Genomic DNA, 17395 nt, shown 5'->3' on the forward strand with positions numbered 1-17395 from the left:
TCTTGCCGCATGACAGTGAGATAAACGGTGAAACGGAAGGTAAACTCCTCAAACCTGCAGCGGGTCTTTACTTGCCTTTCCAAGAACCATCTGCAAGACCCACCTAATTGCCTCGTAAGCTTGACCGTCCCGCCAACCGCCCAACCGACTAGCATGTCGAAGCCGCGAAAGGATTTTCAATGAGAATTCGCAGAGCACGCCGACATGTGTGTCGAAGAATAGACGTTGTCAAATCGTCTTTGACGCTGCACCACATAAAACATTCGAGTACGCAACTGGCAATAATAAGGACAAGGGAGAAAGCACGAAAGGATCTCAATGACAAACCGTAGCCGCATCTGTGTTATCGGTTCCGCTAACGTGGATCTCACCTTCCGCACGCCGAGATTTCCGCGACCGGGTGAGACGTTAACTGGAGATTCGTTGCATCAAGGAATGGGAGGCAAGGGAGCTAACCAGGCGGTTGCAGCGGCGCGTCTGGGCGCTGATGTCACTTTTATTGCCTGTGTCGGTGACGATTCTTTTGGCGCGGTAGCGATTCGGCATTACCAGGTAGATGGTATCTGCACTGATCATGTACGTCGCGTTGTTGGGCAACCCACGGGAACCGCTGCGATCGTCGTGAATGATGATGCAGAGAACTGTATCATTGTGATCCCGGGTGCGAATGCGCAATTGTCTAAATCTGACATTCAGCGAGCGGCCAGCGTTATTGAACAAGCCGACGCCGTCGTGTGTCAACTCGAGACCCCGATCGATGCAACTTTAGAAGCATTCAGAATAGCGCGAAGGGCAGGCAGACTCACCATTTTAACGCCTGCTCCTGTGACTGAATTGCCAGACGAGTTGCTGCGTTTGTGCGATTTGTGTGTTCCCAATCGAACTGAGATTGAAGTGCTGGTGAAGCGCGTTGTCCGTAACGAAGAGGATGCTCAAGCAGCGGCCGACCTGCTTCGTGCTCGTGGCGTGGGGGCCGTTGCAGTGACGATGGGACGTCATGGAGCCTTTATCGTCAACGAGTCCCAAGCCATGCATATTCCCGCCATGAGAGTAGACGCCGTGGATACAACGGGAGCTGGCGATGCGTTCTCGGCTGCACTATCGGTTTTCCTCTGCGAAGGATTTTCGATGCACGAGGCGGCTGTACGGGCCAGCATCGTTGGCGCGTTGACAGTGACGCGTATCGGAACTCAATCTGCATTCCCTAGTCGTGAGAAGGTCTCACAAATTATCGCCGCCCCTTCGATGCAGCCACTATTGTAAACGTTCGGATCACTCAGCCAATCACACTTACCCTCGGAGATGCCACATGTTAAATACCAAAATCGTGCAAATCGTTGCCTTTTTTATGCTCGCATTTGCATTCGAATCTTCTGCAGTTTGCACCGCCGATGACGCAAAGCCACGCGTGGTTGTTCTGACGGACGTGTCGACCTGGGAGACAGACGACAGTGAATCGTTAGTGCGTTTGATGGTCCACGCAGACTTATTAGAAATCGAAGGGCTCGTGTTCACGACTGGCTGGAGTTTAGCGGAAACGCGCGATGACTTCATGGGGCTCATCCATAAAGCCTTGGACGCTTATGAAAAGGATATTCCAAACCTGCTCAAACGCTCTGGACAAAATGGGCACCTAAATATTGAGTCGCGTCAATCCATTGGCTATTGGCCTAGTCCGAAGTACCTCCGCGAGCGCACCATGTTTGGGAGCAAGAAACGTGGTGCTCAACATATTGGGGAAGGAAACGATTCGCCCGGCAGTCAACTCATTATCGATCTTGTGGATGAAGATGACGATCGCCCCCTTTGGATTACTGTCTGGGGTGGAGGCAACACGTTAGCTCAATCGATCTGGCGAGTTAAGCAGGATCGTAGCGAAGCGGAACTCAAGAAGTTTCTGAGCAAGCTGCGAGTATACACGATTACCGACCAAGACCGCGATCAGAAGACCCCGTTTAGCGATAGTGCTCATCAATGGATGCGACGCGATTTTGAAAAGGATCTGTTCTTCATCTGGGATGAATGCGCCTGGAAGTTTCAGAATGGAACGGGGCGAAAGAACTGGGTTGAATATGAGAAGCACATTCAAGGGCATGGACATCTTGGGAACGAATACCCGAAATACAAGTACGGAGTGGAAGGTGATACACCTGCGTTCTTGCATCTGTTGCCTACTGGATTGAATGACCCCAATGTTCCAACACACGGAGGCTGGGGCGGCTATTTTGCCTGGGGCATAGGCGAAGATAAAGAAACGTCGTGCTATACGAATTTTGATGCACCTGTGTACGAGCAATGCCGCAAGCTGCAAGAGCATTTTTACCCAGCTACTTTCAACAACTTCGCAGCTCGTATGGACTGGGCGAAAGACGGCACGGGCAATCGCAACCCAGTTGTTAAAATTGATGAGGACCTGTCATTGAATATCCTAACGAAAGCTCCAAAGGCAGGTGAACAAGTAACGCTCGATGCATCCGGTTCAACGGATCCTGACCACGACAATCTGTCGTTTCAATGGTGGGTATTATCTGCTGCTGGCACCTACGATCATGCAGTTGAGATTGACGGGCACGACCAACCCAAAGCTACACTGAACCTGCCACTTGATTCGGCAGGCAAAGTTATTCATGTCATTTGCGAGGTCACTGACGACGGCTCTCCTAGTTTGACCAGTTATCGCCGAGTCATCGTCGAACCACGCTAATGACACTCACCCAAAAGCTTAGTTTTCCGTTAGTACGGGCCCCAAAACCGGAGGACTTCTTGTTTGGTGGCTGTAATAATTGCCGATAGACTGGCACGCTCAAGACTTGCATGTGCTTTACAGAGTAATTCAAAGGAAAAGGCCTACCGATGGTACAAGTAACTGAAAACCGACCGGCAACCAAATTATCTCCCAGCAAGACCACGCAAGTTCGAGCGGTCTGCATGACGGCTCCAGGCCAGACGGAGATGCGTACCTATCCTTACCCGAAGATGGATCACGACTCAGCCATCGTGAAGGTTGACATGTCGGGTATCTGCGGAACAGATCGGCATATCTTCCTAGGAGAAGCTACCGAGTTGCGAGGCAAGTCGATCTATCCCTATATCGGTGGTCATGAAGTCATCGCGACGATCGAAGAGATCGGTGACAATGCCGCGCGAGTGATGGACTTCGACGGCCAGTTGTTGCAGCCGGGCGATCGAGTTGCGATAGCGGTTGAAGTGAACTGTGGTGAATGTTGGTATTGCCGCAATCAATACAACAATAAGACTTGCGAGAATCAACTGCAAGCATATGGACTTCATCCAAACGCCGACATTGCTCCGCATGTGCGAGGAGGCTTTGGGGAGTACATGTTCTTGCGTCCGAAGACTCATCTTTTCAAAATCCCCGAGGAGATGCCGACGGATGTAGCGGTCTTTGTCGAGGAAATGGCTGTTGCTTACCATGCGTTAGCTCGCGCAAGTGTGCCATTCGCGCCAGTAAACGAAGGCTTCGGCCCAGGCATGTCGGTAGCTGTGCTTGGCAATGGTCCTCTCGGAATACTGCATGGCGTTATGGCAGGCATTCAAGGCGCTGGTTTGTCAGTCGCCACAGACCTGTCCGATTTGCGACTTGGCATTGCGAAGAACTTGTATGCTGATGTGACCATCAATGCGTCCAAAGTGCACGTCGAAGAGCGCATTGAGCGAGTCAAAGAAATGACAGAGGGAGTTGGCCCGGACCTAGTAATCGAGGCTGCTGGCGAGCCAGAGGCGTTTGTAGAAGCGCTGCGCATGGTTCGCAAAGGGGGCACAGTGATCGAAGTCGGAAATTGGGTCGACTTGGGTAAGACGGTTTCGATAGACGTGATGCGTCATATCAATTCCAAGAACCTACACATCCATTCGGTCTTCCATTGCGGAACGAACTGGAAACCTGTGTTAAAGGTGCTTCAGCAGCAAGCGGACCGATACGATTTTCCCTCCCTCATCACTCATCGATTCAGCCTGGACGAGCTAGTCACAGGATTCGGTACTGTGACTGACTTCAACAAGTGTTGCAAGATCGAGGTCATTCCGCACAAACGGTAAGTTTTTCCCGTACATTAATCGATGGGTGGGTGGTCCAAGGGAAAGTGCGGAGATTTAAGCCACATGAAACGCGGACGGTTGTTGAACAGTGAATTGAGTTACGCGATAAGCCGAATCGGCCACTCGTCCTCGATCGTTTTATGCGATGCAGGGCTGCCGATTCCTGGCGAAGTCAAACGTATCGACCTGGCCATTGAAGATGGTTATCCATCGTTCATTCGGACGCTAGATGTATTGCTAAGTGAAATGCAGGTCGAAGAAATTGTCGTCGCCAGCGAGATCCATCAAAGCAACCCCGCCGTCTATCATGCTATGTTGGAGGCATTTAAGAAGCATGGCATGGAACCCGTTGTTACTGAAGTTTCGCATGATCAATTCAAGCGGATGACGCGTGATAGCGAAGCGATAGTGAGGACGGGTGAGTGCACTCCGTATGCAAACGTAATACTTAGGTCAGGTGTGGTGTTTTAGTCTGGATAACTTGAAGGCGGAAATCATGTATCGTTTAAAAAGCAGCTTGAAGCTACTACTTCTTGCAATCTGCGTACTTGCCATTGGCATCACCGGCTGTTCCAACTCGTCCTCAACAACAACGGGTGAGGAATCAGGTAACATCAATGAGCTATCAAAAGAAGCGATTCCGAAGAAGTCCCTGAAAATAGCCGTGATCATATCGACTCTCAACAATCCATGGTTTGTGGTTCTAGGTGAAACAGCTCGCGATCGTGCGCTTGAACTGGGGTGCGAAGCGACGATCTTTGACTCACAGAACGATACCGCCAAAGAGGCTGCACACTTTGACAACGCGATGGCCGCTGGATTTACCGCGATCATCTTTAATCCGACGGATGCCGATGGTTCTATCGCAAATGTGAAGAGAGCCAAGGAAGCGGGAGTGCCGGTATTTTGTATTGATCGCGAAATAAACTCGAGCGATGCTGCAACCACGCAACTTCTCTCGGACAATTACTCTGGCTGTATCGCCCTCGGCAAGTACTTTGTTGAGACGGTTGGTGAACAAGGGGAATATGTTGAGTTGCTCGGCTTAGTTGCAGACAATAACACCTGGAACCGTTCGAAGGGTTTTCATGCCGTGGTTGATCGTTACGAAGGCCTGAAAATGGTGGCGCAACAAAGTGCTGACTTCGATCGTAGCAAAGCGATGGAGGTGATGGAATCAATTTTACAGTCGCAGGACAATATTAGTGCCGTATTTTGTGGTAATGACGCGATGGCGATGGGAGCATATCAAGCTCTGTTAGCGGCTGGTAAAGCAGACTCGGTGAAGGTGTTCGGCTATGACGGTTCGGACGACGTGATCCGATCGATTAGCGAAAAAAAGATTGCAGCGACAGTTATGCAGTATCCCAAATTGATGGCGACCACTGCGGCTGAATATGCTTATGAGTATTTAGTGAACGGCAAGAGAGACTTTGAACAGAAGATTCCCGTCAGCGTGGACCTGGTGACTCAGCAGAATATTGCAGAGTTTGTTGGGTTTGGCAAAAAGGAGTAACCATGTCGAACAGGCGGCGATTCGTTTTCAGCGGGCTTCTTGGAATTCTTGTGGTTCTATGTTGGTTTTTTCCGCTATTTCACATTCGCCAACTCGGTGGAAGTGCTGCGAAGGCTGCGGGAGCCAAAGCTACGAGTGGTGAATCAGAAGCCAAGATGCAACCTCGTCCATTGAAAGATTACGCCACGAGGGCGACGGACGTAAGGCAGTTGTGGGAATCCTATGCTGCCGACGCGGCTAGCGCCAAGAAGCAATTCGGCCAGCAAGCAGGACTGGGTGGCGCGGTCTACTTCTGCGTTCAAGGAAGTGGAACTGTCGAGTCGATCAGAAATGATCGTGCGACTGTATTCATTCAAGGCAGCGAACGCCGCGTTTGCTTAGAACTCGGCATTGTTGTCGATGGTACGGTACGTGAGGCGATTGGTGTGAAGGCGAGTGAGTTTTCTAATTCACAGGACTTCAACTCTTTTTCATCCGAGCTAAATCGCCAAGTCGAACAAGCTGTCATAGCTCCAAATCGTGAGCTCATTAAAGACGGAGCCCTCGTCGACTTCGTTGGGTGCGGGAAGGTTGGTGGTGAGTCAGACCTGGATCCCTTGTGCCTTATTCCAATTCAATTGAGGGTATCTCAGTAAAGCTAAACGTCATTCAAGGACGTAACGCGTCGACGATTCATCATGACATCAGCCAGCCAACGATTTTTACTAGCAGGCGAAGGGCTCTCTAAGAGGTATCCTGGGGTTGTTGCGTTAGATCAAGTGGACTTCACGGTCCATGTCGGCGAGGTTCATGGATTGATTGGTGAGAACGGTGCCGGAAAATCAACGTTGATGAAGATTTTCGCTGGCATCATCCAAGCTGACGAGGGCGTGATTCGCTTGGACGATCAGCCGATTCAGTTGTCGAGTCCACGTAATGCAAACGATCGAGGGATCGCACTGGTGCATCAGGAGCTCAATCTCGTCCCCTATCTGACTGTTGCAGAGAATATCTTTCTCGGGCGAGAGCTAGTTTCAAAAGCAGGTCTCATTCGATTGAAGGAACAAGAACGCAGGTGTCACGAATTGCTTGCAGAACTCGATCCCTCGATTGACCCCCGCTCCGTGGTCCACCGCCTGCGGGTCGGGCAACAACAAGTCGTTGAGATTGCCAAAGCAATCAACTGCAAGGCTCGAGTTATCTTCATGGATGAGCCTACATCTGCGATTAGCGATACAGAAGTCGCCGCTCTCTTCCGATTAATTACATCGCTTCGTAACTCTGGCATTTCGATTGTATATGTGTCGCATAAGCTAGATGAACTACTTGAGATCACAGACCGAATCACCGTACTACGCGATGGCCAGTTTGTTCAGACGGTTCAGACAATTCAGGCGGATCGCAACACGATCGTGCGGTTGATGGTCGGTCGAGAACTGAAAGATCTTTACGTCCATTCACCTCCCCTGCAGCAGCGTTGCGAGCGTCTGCGAGTGGACTCGCTAACCCTGACCCGGAAGAACACGGCGCGGCCTGTCGTCGATAACTTCACGTTCGACGCGTATGGTGGCGAGGTGCTGGGGATTTTTGGCTTGATGGGTAGCGGCCGAACGGAACTGCTTGAAGCGATTTATGGCTTACATGCTCAGCAAATGTCTGGCAAGATCGCGATTGACGGTGTATCCACAACCATCAACTCGCCCGCTCAAGCTATCCGCTTAGGGCTGGGGCTAGTTCCCGAGGATCGTAAACACCAAGGCTTGATTCTGTCGATGAGCGTTGAACAGAACATCAGTTTGTCTAATCTGCAAAACATGACGAACTGTGGAATTCTTAGCAACCATCGTGAGCGCAATCATGCTGAAAGCTATGTGCAACAATTTGCGATTAAGACGCCCACGGTAACGCAACCAGTTCGAACACTCAGCGGCGGCAATCAGCAAAAAGTGGTTCTATCGAAAGTGCTCTCAAGAATGCCTCGCGTTCTGATGCTTGACGAGCCCACGCGCGGGATTGACGTAAACGCCAAGCGTGAGATCTATGCATTGATTGATCGACTAAAAAGGGAAGGCATGGCCGTTATTGTTGTCTCATCGGAGTTGCCAGAACTGCTGGGAATCGCCGATCGCTTCCTCGTGATGTGCGAAGGTTGCAAGACCGCAGAGTTCGATCGAAACGACGCGAGCGAGGAACTGCTGATGCTGGCGGCAGTGCCCAAACAGGCAGCAACCGCAGCGGTGGTGACGAAAAACTCCAAACCAACCGACGCGTTCAACACCAATACAAACTAAACAGAAACTTACTCTGAACACTTTAATGTCCGATCAACAAAAACTTTTTCACTATGCCAGCCGCTTTCAATCGCTGCTAGTGCTAATACTCATGATTGTCGCGATGAGCCTTTTGTCAGACCGCTTTCTGACAGCGGCGAATGGCTGGAATATATTGCGTCAGATCTCTGTGAATGTCTGCCTTGCCATCGGGATGACCATGGTCATCGTATCGGGTGGCATCGATCTTTCTGTCGGTTCGGTCCTGGCATTCACGGGTGCGGTTACTGCAGGCTTAATCAAAAGTGCCGTTCCGATCCCTTGGTTGGGCGTAGAGCTTCAGTTCACGGTCTGGGGAGCGATCGTTGCTGGACTTTGTGTGGGTACGTTTCTTGGGTGGTTTAATGGCGTGATGATCACCAGGTTGAAGATTCCTCCGTTCGTGGCAACGTTAGGCATGCTCAGTATTGCACGGGGGCTGACGATGCTGTGGACCAAGGGATTTCCGATTACGGGTCTAGGAGATGATTTTGCAGTTCTGGGAACACGAGCGTATGCCGGTGTTCCCGCGCCGGTTTGGATCGCAGGCATACTGGTTGGCATCTTTGTTTTAGTTACCAAGAAGACACGTCTGGGTCGTTACATCTATGCAATTGGCGGCAATGAAGTGACAGCAAAGCTATCTGGCTTAAATGTGAGCGGCATCAAGGTGACTGTATACACGTTAGCGGGAGCGCTTTCAGCAATTGCCGGGCTGATTATGACCTCAAGACTGGACTCCGCGCAACCAAACGCGGGCACTGGATATGAACTTGACTGTATCGCAGCGGTTGTAATCGGTGGCACATCGCTGTCTGGAGGCCGCGGCTCCATTTTGGGGACCGTTATCGGCTGCTTAATTATTGGCGTGTTAAACAGTGGGCTTGTGCTTCTGAATGTTTCTCCTTTTTGGCAACAAGTCGTCAAGGGGGCTGTCATTCTTGTGGCAGTCGCCATCGATCGAAGGCGCGAGTCCCATGAGTAAGCTGAAACTGATTCACTTTAAAACTGCTGTCTTGGGGCGGAGCCAATACGACCGCTTCAGCGCTGTGGGAACTAAAAACAGAGTACTCAAAAGAACAATTCGACTATGCAGTCTCACGCATTCGAATCTACTGCATCTGGTACCAAGACGATGGTGGTAAATGGATTCAAGAGAATGTCCCTGAGGCTTATATCAATGAGGCCTATCAGTGGGATAACGTGTGGGATTATGAAAGCTATGATCATGCCCGTAAGCCCGGCAAACTCAGCGCGAACCCACCCTTTGTGCAAGAGCTGATGAAGCCAGAGTGGGTCACCTCGCACGTTACAGTTGGGCATGGACCACTCGGTGCGCTCTATCCACAAAAATACATTAGCGAAGGCGACACTCCAGCGTTCTTGCACTTGGTCAACAATGGCCTTGACGCTTCCCGAGACTACTCGCTTGGAGGTTGGGGAGGACGGAGCGTTTTCGATGATTCGATGGAGACCAAGTGACGTTCCGCTGGTGGCAATATGCCGATGCAGACTCAGCCAATTCGGTTATTAAAATTGCCAATGACAATTCCATGGATAGGGCAAGCTTCGTTGTTCCTAACGAGCGAGGCAAGCAGGTCCAGATTATTCTCGAAGTTACTGACAATGGAACACCAGCGCTGGTTGGCTACCAATGAGTTTTATTGAACATCGAGTAGTTGCGTCTTCTTTTTACCGTTCAAATATAGCACCATCATGATTCAAATTCTAAAACCGCTAGCGATTCTCTACGTCATTATCTCTGCAGGAGTAGTTTGTGCCCAATCGAAAACCAACGCTGAATCCAGTTCAATGGCTCACGGGGCATTGTTTGGTGATCGGCATCGCGCAATCGTTTCAACGGATATCGGCGGAACTGACCCTGACGATTTTCAATCACTCGTGCATCTATTGGTATACTCCGATGTCATCGACCTTGAGGGGCTCATCTCGTCACCTTTTGGACCAGGACGTAAGCAACACATACTCGAAGTCATCGACTGCTATGAACAAGATTACGAGAGGCTGCGTAGCTGGTCGGATCGGTATCCCCAACCTGCAATGTTACGGAGTATTACAAAACAGGGTGAGATCGATTGCGCGCCCTATTCGGGTGTTCGCTTTTCTACCGAAGGTTCGCGCTGGATCGTTGAATGCGCCAAGCGTGATGATCCCCGTCCACTTCACGTCCTTGTTTGGGGTGGTCTAGAGGATCTCGCCCAGGCGCTACATGATGCGCCCGAGATATTGCCAAAACTGCGTATCTACTTTATCGGTGGCCCGAACAAGAAGTGGTCGGTTGATGCCTATCAGTATATCGCCGACAACTATCCAAATTTGTGGATTATCGAAGCGAACTCGACATACCGCGGTTGGTTTAATGGAGGCGTTCAAGATGGACAATGGGGGAATACCGAGTTTGTTCGACAACATATTGCGCAACATGGAGCGTTGGGCGAATTCTTTGTTCAACAAATGCCAAACTTAAAAATGGGTGACTCGCCTTCAGTAGCTTGGCTTTTAGTGGGAGATCCTGGTCGCCCACAGCAACCCGGATGGGGAGGCCAGTTTATTCGTTCGGACGAACTTCCGCACAAAAGGTTTACAAGATTGACAAATCGCAGCGACGAAGTTGAACTTTTTGGCGTCGTGGAATTTGAGTTTTCCTCGAGAAGCGAAATCCAAACGAGCTTGGCTGCCAAAATGATCATTGAGAACCAGGAACTTGAGGGCTACTCAATTGGGGACGGAACGGTGCGATTTCGCTTTTGTCCAAAGGCTGCAAAGACGTATCAGTACAAACTCGTCAGCAACCAACCGCAGTTGAATGGGCAATCCGGCGAGATCACAGCCGTTGCTCGTTCCATGAGAACACCTCAGCCACCTGAATCCAAACTCACCAACTGGTGGACCGATACCCCCGAACCGTCGATGGCAGTTGGCGAACATCTTGGAGCAAAGTCTGTAAGCCAATGGAGACAAAACTACCTTGCTGATTTTGCGGAGAGAATGGACCGTTGTGCTCGTTTCGCGAAGGAGTAGCTCGAAATCTTAGAAATTAGCGCACCAATCCTGTTGCGACGCGTTGGGGCAAGCCCAACGGTCGCTCAGAACTCACCTTCACAATCAAAATGTCGCTGCGATTGGAATGCAAAGCTGAACCTTGTGCCCAGTGTACGCAATGGGATTGGTGCGCTGAGACGTAGCGGCCTAACAACTGAAGCAGAACGCGTACGGCTACTGTTTGTAGTACCGCCTTCAGGCGGAATGGTATTATGGTTAAAGCGTGCATCCGGCTAAAGCGGGGACTACGAACTAAGACCGGCTAAAGCCGGGACTACGAACGATGCACCCTCCCCGGACGCTCGCGGAACTCGCGTCCGACCCTCCCGAGCGGGACGGTGAAGGGGAAAACGCGTACGCCTGACGGCTGACGGTTAAACGAAGACGATGCGAACTCAGTTGGTGAGTGGGCGTTGTCATGGTGCTCCCTCCCCGGACGCTCGCGGAACTCGCGTCCGACCCTCTCGAGCGGGAGGTTGAAGCGGAACAAGTACACCTGTCGGCTGACGGAAAATCGTCCGAAAAATGCGGAGCGGAATTCTGATCGCCCTGCAATGTGGTCTAACTCAACTTATTCAACACCGGTTGTATCCGACAACGGCGCGATAAGTCATACTATAGAGCCGGCCATGCCGCCGGTCCCCCCCGCTGAAAACGACGCATAGCGAACCACAATCGCTCAACGCGTCTTCCCTCCCTATTACAAATAGGTCGACTTACCGTGAAGCTGCGTATCGAGCATAGCCATCGTCGAATTCTCGCATTAGCTGCTACTGCTCTGCTGCTGGCGGCAAATATCCCAGAAGTTCGCGCGCAGCTCAGTGTGCGAGATGGTCTTGTCCTCTGGTTGGACGCGAGTGCTCTTGCAAATCAGCTCAATGCCGATCAGTCGACAGACCCGGTTGCGGTCGCCAACTGGCCGGATGCTGCGGAACGCACAAAAGTGTTCACGCAACCAATCGAATCAGCGCGGCCGTCGCTTGTCAAAGTCGGTGAAGACTTCGTGGTGCGTTTTGACGGCCAAGATGACTTCTTACGCAGTGTCGGCAACGATGCTCAAGCGGATCAAGTAAGCGTTTTTCTCGTTGCTGCGCCTCATGAAAATGTCGGGGATTTCGCTGGATTCTTTGCAGCCAACGGCAGCAATCAACGCGACTACCAATCAGGCTTCAATCTTGATCTCGGCCCTGGCCCAACACGTAAGTTTGATAACCTGAATGCGGAAGGCCTTGGGTTCGGTGGTGCGGCCGATTTGCTCGATTCCAATTTCGAATTTGGCTCGCTCCGCACGATCGTCATGATTATGGATCCGAGTAAGCAAGTTGTAAGTCTTCGCGTCGATGGCAAACAGACCGGGCAGCGCTCGCTTGGACCTTCGCAAGTTTCGCTTGCTGAATTCACTCTCGGTGCTCGCTACTTCCCTATCGGCCCCAGCAACCAACAAGTCCAACGACCATTGAAGTGCGATATTGCAGAAGTGCTCGTCTTCAATCGGACATTAAGCATCGATGAAACGGTTGCGGTAGAGTCATATTTAATGACCAAGCATCAATCGTTGGCCGAACGACTTCCTCAGGAACTGAACCTAAAAGGCGAACCAGTAGAATTTGTGAAGGTCGAGAACCCGCCGGCCATACAAATGCTTGTGCCTGGTTTTGAAGTGCTCGAGATCCCGCTCGAACTAACCAACATCAACAATGTACGATTTCGCCAGGATGGAGCATTGCTCGCGCTGGGCTACAACGGGGACGTTCATCTGCTGCGCGATACCGACGGCGACGGTTTAGAGGATCAAGCTAAACTGTTTTGGAAGAATGAAGGCAATTTGCGCGGTCCCATTGGGATGGTGGTCACGCCCCCGGATTACGTTCACGGCCAAGGGATCTTTACGCCCAGCAAAGGCAAGCTGTCGTTAATCGTCGATAAAGACGGCGACGACATCGCAGACGAAGAAATCGTCGTCGCCTCCGGTTGGAACGAAATAGTCCAGAACGTTGACGCCACGGGGCTCACAATGGACGCAGACGGGAATCTCTATTTCGGATTGGGAACGGCAGATTACTCGAACGCTTACCTTGTAGATGAATCTGGCATAGCCAAGTACGACATCAAGAGTGACCGCGGCACTGTCCAACGCGTTTCGGCAGACTTTAAATCACGAGAGACCATTTGTACTGGCATCCGCTTTCCAATCGCATTTGCCTTCAACAAGCATGGCGACTTGTTTTGCAGCGAGCAAGAAGGTGCGACGTGGCTACCTAACGGCAATCCGTTCGATGAACTGTTGCATATCGAGCCTAACAAGCACTATGGTTTTCCGCCGCGACACCCTCGCCACAATCCTGGCGTGTTAGACGAGCCATCGGTCTTCGATTATGGCCCTCAACATCAATCGACATGCGGCATGGTGTTTAATGAACCCGTGAATAACGGCCCCGTCTTTGGTCCCACTTGGTGGGCCGATCAAGCTCTCGTGTGCGGCGAATCGCGTGGAAAAATCTGGAGAACACAACTTAGCAAATCAGCCCACGGTTATGTAGCCGATACACAGTTGCTCGCTTGTTTGCAAATGTTAACCGTCGACGCTTGTGTGGCACCTAACGGCGATTTGGTGGTAGCCTGCCATAGTGGCCCGCCTGATTGGGGCACCGGGCCGACTGGGATAGGAAAACTGTATCGCATTCATATGCGAGACTCAAACGCCGCGCGGCCGTCCAACGTTTGGGCGAACTCGGAGCGTGAGATTCAAATCGCATTTGATAGTCCACTTGATCCAATGATGCTGCAAGGAATCGCCGACAAAATCGAAGTCCATTTTGGCGATTACGTGCGAGCCGGCGACCAATTCGAAACTCTCATACCACCCTACGCAGTAGTCCAACGTCAGGCGGTTGCTCCCAGACACAAACTGAACGTGAGAGGCATGGCGATTTCCGCCGACCGCCGTAACTTGCTGCTCCAGACAGATCCTATGTTGGCGAATACGCACTTCGCGATCTCGATTCCCTTCCATGTGATACAGATCGATAACAAAGTTGCGCCGTCGAGTACTTCCGCGACAGGCAGTCAGCACAACTCGATCGATGTCGACTTTGCACTCACCGGAGTCGAGGCCAAATTTGTTGCCAGCCAGCCCAGCAAAAGTTCTGACACTTTGGAGTGGCAAGGCTGGTTACCGCATATCGATTGGCAAGTGAGCAACGAGTTCACTCAGCAAAGCGCGTCACATGATCAGCTTCGCGAATTGATTTCCGTTGGTGGCGATTTGACTTTGAAGACGAAGCTTGATCTTCAAGACATACTTCGCCCCGCCATCCAGCCAGGCTCTTCGATTGATTACCAATGGCCGGAAGAGATTGTGAGCCTGCACATCCAATCGTCGCAGCCCTTCAAGTTTACGGTTGCCGACAACACCGAACGAGCAGGGGAGAGAAGCGAAGCGGGCTACATCGCAACAATTCAGTTGGCTAAGAGCAACCTTCGTCAAGTTCCGTTTGAAATGCTAATCAGCGTTGAAGAGAACGCAAAGCTCGACTGGACAGTGTCCGTTTCGACCAATGAAGACGCTCGGCAACGCGCGTTACCGCTGCGTCGATTCTTTTTACCTTGGACGACCGAGTTACATGGAACGCAGACTTTATCTGAACCAGCCGCGATCGCTGAGATCGAAGGCGGAAGCTGGGGCCGTGGCCGTCGAGTATTTCATAGTGAAGCTGCTAGTTGCTTTAAATGCCATGCGATTCATGGCCCCGGTGAAATAATCGGACCCGACCTAACAAACCTAGTACACCGCGATTACGCTTCCGTTTTACGGGATATCAAGAACCCCAGTTTCGCCATCAATCCCGATCATCTCGGGCAAGTTTTATTGATGAAGGACGATCGGATCCTGACGGGTGTGCTACGGACAGAGAACAATCAACTTTACTTGGGTGATGCCACTGGTAAGGTCACTCGAATTGCCCGAGACGAGATCGAATCGATGAAGCCTGCGGAAGTTTCCATTATGCCAAAGGGTCTCGATGAAAAACTAACAGCGGATCAAATGCGCGACTTGATGACGTTCCTGCTGACAGCTCCGCCAAGTATGCCGCTGGATTCGCCCCTGGACGCTCCGCCCGTTCGCACGCGGGCGGAGGTTGCGAAAGTGCTAGCTGGTGCCGAAAAGCTTCCCGAAGAACTCCGGATGCTTAACATTGTGCTGGTCGCGGGCGACAAAGATCACGGACCAGGCGAACACGACTATCCTGCCTGGCAACTGCAATGGGGGCAATTGCTTGTTGCAGCACAGCAGACGTCTGTCGAAGCCGCTTGGGGATTCCCAAACGACGATCAACTTTCTAGGGCCGATATGTTGGTCTTCTTTCAGAAAGGCGCTTGGGATGATGAGCGACAAAAGAAGATGGATGCCTATTTTGAACGAGGGGGCGGAGCAACCTACATCCATTGGGCCGTAAATGGCGACGACCGTGTCGTTGATTTTTCTCAACGCATTGGCTTGGCGTCTAAAGGTGGCAGCGTTGGTTATCGACACGGCCCACTGAGCTTGCAGGTTCACAATACCGACCATCCGATTATGCGCAACATCGATCCATTAGAGTTGTATGATGAAAGCTACTGGCGGTTAACTGGGAATCTGCAAGATGTCACGCTGTTTGCGACCAGCGTGGAAGACGGAGCTGCGACGCCACAAGTTTGGGCGTATGAGCGAGGAAAGGGGCGCGTCTTCGTGAGTATTCCAGGGCATTATAGCTGGACGTTTGACGACCCAATCTTCCGAGCGTTGTTGTTGCGAGGCATGGCCTGGACAGCGAACGAGCCTGTCGACCGGTTCAATGAGCTCGTGACTCTGGGCGCTCGGATTGGAATGTGAAGTGGCAGAGTATTTATTTACCGCTGCGTCAACTGCTGCGGTACTAGCGATTTTGCGAAGCGAGAAGCGACTGTCACTAGATCAACAGCCCGCGAGCCCTGGGGGATTTGGATCGCGCTGCGATGCGGACTGCGAAGCTGGGCCTTGAGGCCAGGCTTCGCAATAGGCTTGGTGCGCTAAGGCTTGGTGTTCTAGACAGCCAACTTGCTTTTTTGACGAAAACTTGTTAAAACAGGTATTGTTCTAACAGGTAACAGCGGTGCGTCCGATATCTAGTTCGGTACGACCGCAACTGCACCAGCCTTCCAGGAGCGAAGAAAATGATCCAACGTAATGATGAATTCGATTGTGTCGTCATCGGTGCCGGGCCCGCAGGGGCCACCGCCGCCGCTTTGGTCGCCGAAGCCGGACATCGCGTTTTGCTGGTCGAACGTGAAAAATTCCCACGTTTCCACGTCGGCGAGTCGTTGATGCCGGAGGTTTTCTGGCCACTGCAACGACTTGGATTGATCGACCGCATGAAGCAGTCAAAATTCATGCGGAAGCACAGTGTGCAGTTCGTCACTTACAACGGCAAAGACTCTGAACCCTTTTTCTTCCAACAACATGATCCCCGCGAAAGCAGTTTGACGTGGCAAGTGGAAAGGGCCGAATTTGACAAGATGTTGTTCGATCGAGCCTGCGAACTGGGGGCCGATTGCCGCGATGAAACGCGAGTGCTGGATATCTTGTTCGACGGCGACCAATGCACTGGCGTAGTAATCAAAGACAAGTTTGGTAACACGTCGGAAATCAAGTGCAAAGTGGTCATGGACGGCTCCGGCCAACAATCGCTGGTCGCCAGTAAGTTGGGGCTAAAAAAAGTCGACCCACATCTCAAGAAGGCGGCGATTTGGAGCTATTGGAAAGATGCGGTACGTGATCCCGGTGACAATGCGGGCGCAACCATCATCTTACACACGGAGAAGAAGGACAGTTGGTTTTGGTTTATCCCGCTATCGGACGGCGTGACAAGTATCGGTTGCGTTGGCGACAACGACTACATGCTGAAGCGCGGCACGGACGTCGAGCAGACGTACGCTGATGAAGTTGCGATTTGTCCAGGGTTGCTACCGCGTCTGGCGAATGCAACTCGTATCGACAAGCCGCACGTAGCGAAAGAGTACTCCTATCATACCACTCAGCACGCGGGCCCAGGTTGGGTTCTGATCGGTGATGCGTTTGGGTTTATCGATCCGATTTATTCTTCCGGTGTGTTCTTTGCCATGGTCACTGGCGAGCGAGCGGCGGATGCGGTGATCGCTGGCCTTGAAAAGGATGACTTATCCGAAACGCAATTGTCTAGCTGGTGCGATGATTTTAAGAGTGGCGCGAACTGGGTGCGAAAGCTAGTCGAAGCGTTCTATACCAAAGAGTTCAGCTTCGGCAGTTTCATGCGTGAGAACCCTCAGTTCCGTGGGAACCTGACCGACCTGCTCATCGGGCGCATCTTCTATGATGGCGTGGGTACCATGTTCGATGAAATGGATCCTGCGCTCGCCGAATCCAAGGCGATGTAAACAGTACGCTTCAACTTGACCTTGGCCGGGCGTCGCT

At 51.7% G+C, this 17395-nt stretch carries 13 protein-coding genes; all 13 read left to right on the forward strand.

Translation table 11 applies throughout. The annotated features are described in order from the left end of the window. Positions 1-318 precede the first annotated feature (318 nt). Entirely contained in the window at positions 319-1263 is a 945-nt protein-coding gene (rbsK, locus tag SH302x_RS12550) for a ribokinase (RefSeq protein ID WP_479369026.1), read from the forward strand. A 46-nt stretch (positions 1264-1309) separates the two neighbouring features. Further along, a complete protein-coding gene (locus tag SH302x_RS12555; protein WP_479369027.1) occupies positions 1310-2704 on the forward strand; it encodes a DUF1593 domain-containing protein in 1395 nt (464 codons plus the stop codon). Between the two features lie 149 nt (positions 2705-2853). After that, entirely contained in the window at positions 2854-4059 is a 1206-nt protein-coding gene (locus SH302x_RS12560) for a zinc-dependent alcohol dehydrogenase (protein ID WP_479369028.1), read from the forward strand. A 63-nt stretch (positions 4060-4122) separates the two neighbouring features. Further along, positions 4123-4530: a D-ribose pyranase gene (gene rbsD, locus SH302x_RS12565; protein WP_479369029.1), complete on the forward strand. Its 408-nt coding sequence runs from the start codon at positions 4123-4125 to the stop codon at positions 4528-4530. Between the two features lie 25 nt (positions 4531-4555). Further along, positions 4556-5575, forward strand: coding sequence for a D-ribose ABC transporter substrate-binding protein (locus SH302x_RS12570; RefSeq protein ID WP_479369030.1), 1020 nt, complete (start codon positions 4556-4558; stop codon positions 5573-5575). 2 nt (positions 5576-5577) lie between these two features. Continuing rightward, the gene (locus SH302x_RS12575) at positions 5578-6210 is read left to right on the forward strand and encodes a DUF2291 family protein (RefSeq protein ID WP_479369031.1); all 633 of its coding nucleotides are present in this window, start codon (positions 5578-5580) and stop codon (positions 6208-6210) included. A 42-nt stretch (positions 6211-6252) separates the two neighbouring features. Further along, complete coding sequence (locus SH302x_RS12580) at positions 6253-7845, forward strand: sugar ABC transporter ATP-binding protein (protein WP_479369032.1); 1593 nt, start codon at positions 6253-6255, stop codon at positions 7843-7845. 25 nt (positions 7846-7870) lie between these two features. Then, entirely contained in the window at positions 7871-8848 is a 978-nt protein-coding gene (locus SH302x_RS12585) for an ABC transporter permease (RefSeq protein ID WP_479369033.1), read from the forward strand. Positions 8849-8874: 26 nt separating this feature from the next. Then, positions 8875-9345 (forward strand): nucleoside hydrolase-like domain-containing protein, encoded by a 471-nt coding sequence (locus SH302x_RS12590; RefSeq protein ID WP_479369268.1) that lies wholly within the window; start codon positions 8875-8877, stop codon positions 9343-9345. Continuing rightward, positions 9342-9521, forward strand: coding sequence for a hypothetical protein (locus SH302x_RS12595; protein WP_479369034.1), 180 nt, complete (start codon positions 9342-9344; stop codon positions 9519-9521). Before SH302x_RS12590 ends, SH302x_RS12595 begins: the two co-directional genes overlap by 4 nt. A gap of 58 nt (positions 9522-9579) precedes the next feature. Then, positions 9580-10905, forward strand: a complete 1326-nt coding sequence (locus tag SH302x_RS12600) for a nucleoside hydrolase-like domain-containing protein (RefSeq protein WP_479369035.1) — start codon at positions 9580-9582, stop codon at positions 10903-10905. Positions 10906-11647: 742 nt separating this feature from the next. Continuing rightward, positions 11648-15799, forward strand: a complete 4152-nt coding sequence (locus tag SH302x_RS12605; RefSeq protein ID WP_479369036.1) for a ThuA domain-containing protein — start codon at positions 11648-11650, stop codon at positions 15797-15799. A 320-nt stretch (positions 15800-16119) separates the two neighbouring features. Further along, positions 16120-17358 carry an NAD(P)/FAD-dependent oxidoreductase gene (locus tag SH302x_RS12610; protein ID WP_479369037.1) on the forward strand — a complete coding sequence of 413 codons (1239 nt, stop codon included), beginning with the start codon at positions 16120-16122 and terminating at the stop codon, positions 17356-17358. Positions 17359-17395: the final 37 nt, after the last annotated feature.

It is taken from the genome of Njordella calcicola, assembly GCF_056494125.1.

Excerpts from the sequence above, each read along its gene's own strand:
- SH302x_RS12575 (WP_479369031.1), top strand. The coding sequence starts at position 5,578 with ATGTCGAACAGGCGGCGATTCGTTTTCAGCGGGCTTCTTGGAATTCTT.
- SH302x_RS12610 (WP_479369037.1), top strand. The coding sequence starts at position 16,120 with ATGATCCAACGTAATGATGAATTCGATTGTGTCGTCATCGGTGCCGGG.
- SH302x_RS12560 (WP_479369028.1), top strand. The coding sequence starts at position 2,854 with ATGGTACAAGTAACTGAAAACCGACCGGCAACCAAATTATCTCCCAGC.
- rbsD (WP_479369029.1), top strand. The coding sequence starts at position 4,123 with ATGAAACGCGGACGGTTGTTGAACAGTGAATTGAGTTACGCGATAAGC.
- rbsK (WP_479369026.1), top strand. The coding sequence starts at position 319 with ATGACAAACCGTAGCCGCATCTGTGTTATCGGTTCCGCTAACGTGGAT.
- SH302x_RS12600 (WP_479369035.1), top strand. The coding sequence starts at position 9,580 with ATGATTCAAATTCTAAAACCGCTAGCGATTCTCTACGTCATTATCTCT.
- SH302x_RS12555 (WP_479369027.1), top strand. The coding sequence starts at position 1,310 with ATGTTAAATACCAAAATCGTGCAAATCGTTGCCTTTTTTATGCTCGCA.
- SH302x_RS12585 (WP_479369033.1), top strand. The coding sequence starts at position 7,871 with ATGTCCGATCAACAAAAACTTTTTCACTATGCCAGCCGCTTTCAATCG.
- SH302x_RS12570 (WP_479369030.1), top strand. The coding sequence starts at position 4,556 with ATGTATCGTTTAAAAAGCAGCTTGAAGCTACTACTTCTTGCAATCTGC.
- SH302x_RS12580 (WP_479369032.1), top strand. The coding sequence starts at position 6,253 with ATGACATCAGCCAGCCAACGATTTTTACTAGCAGGCGAAGGGCTCTCT.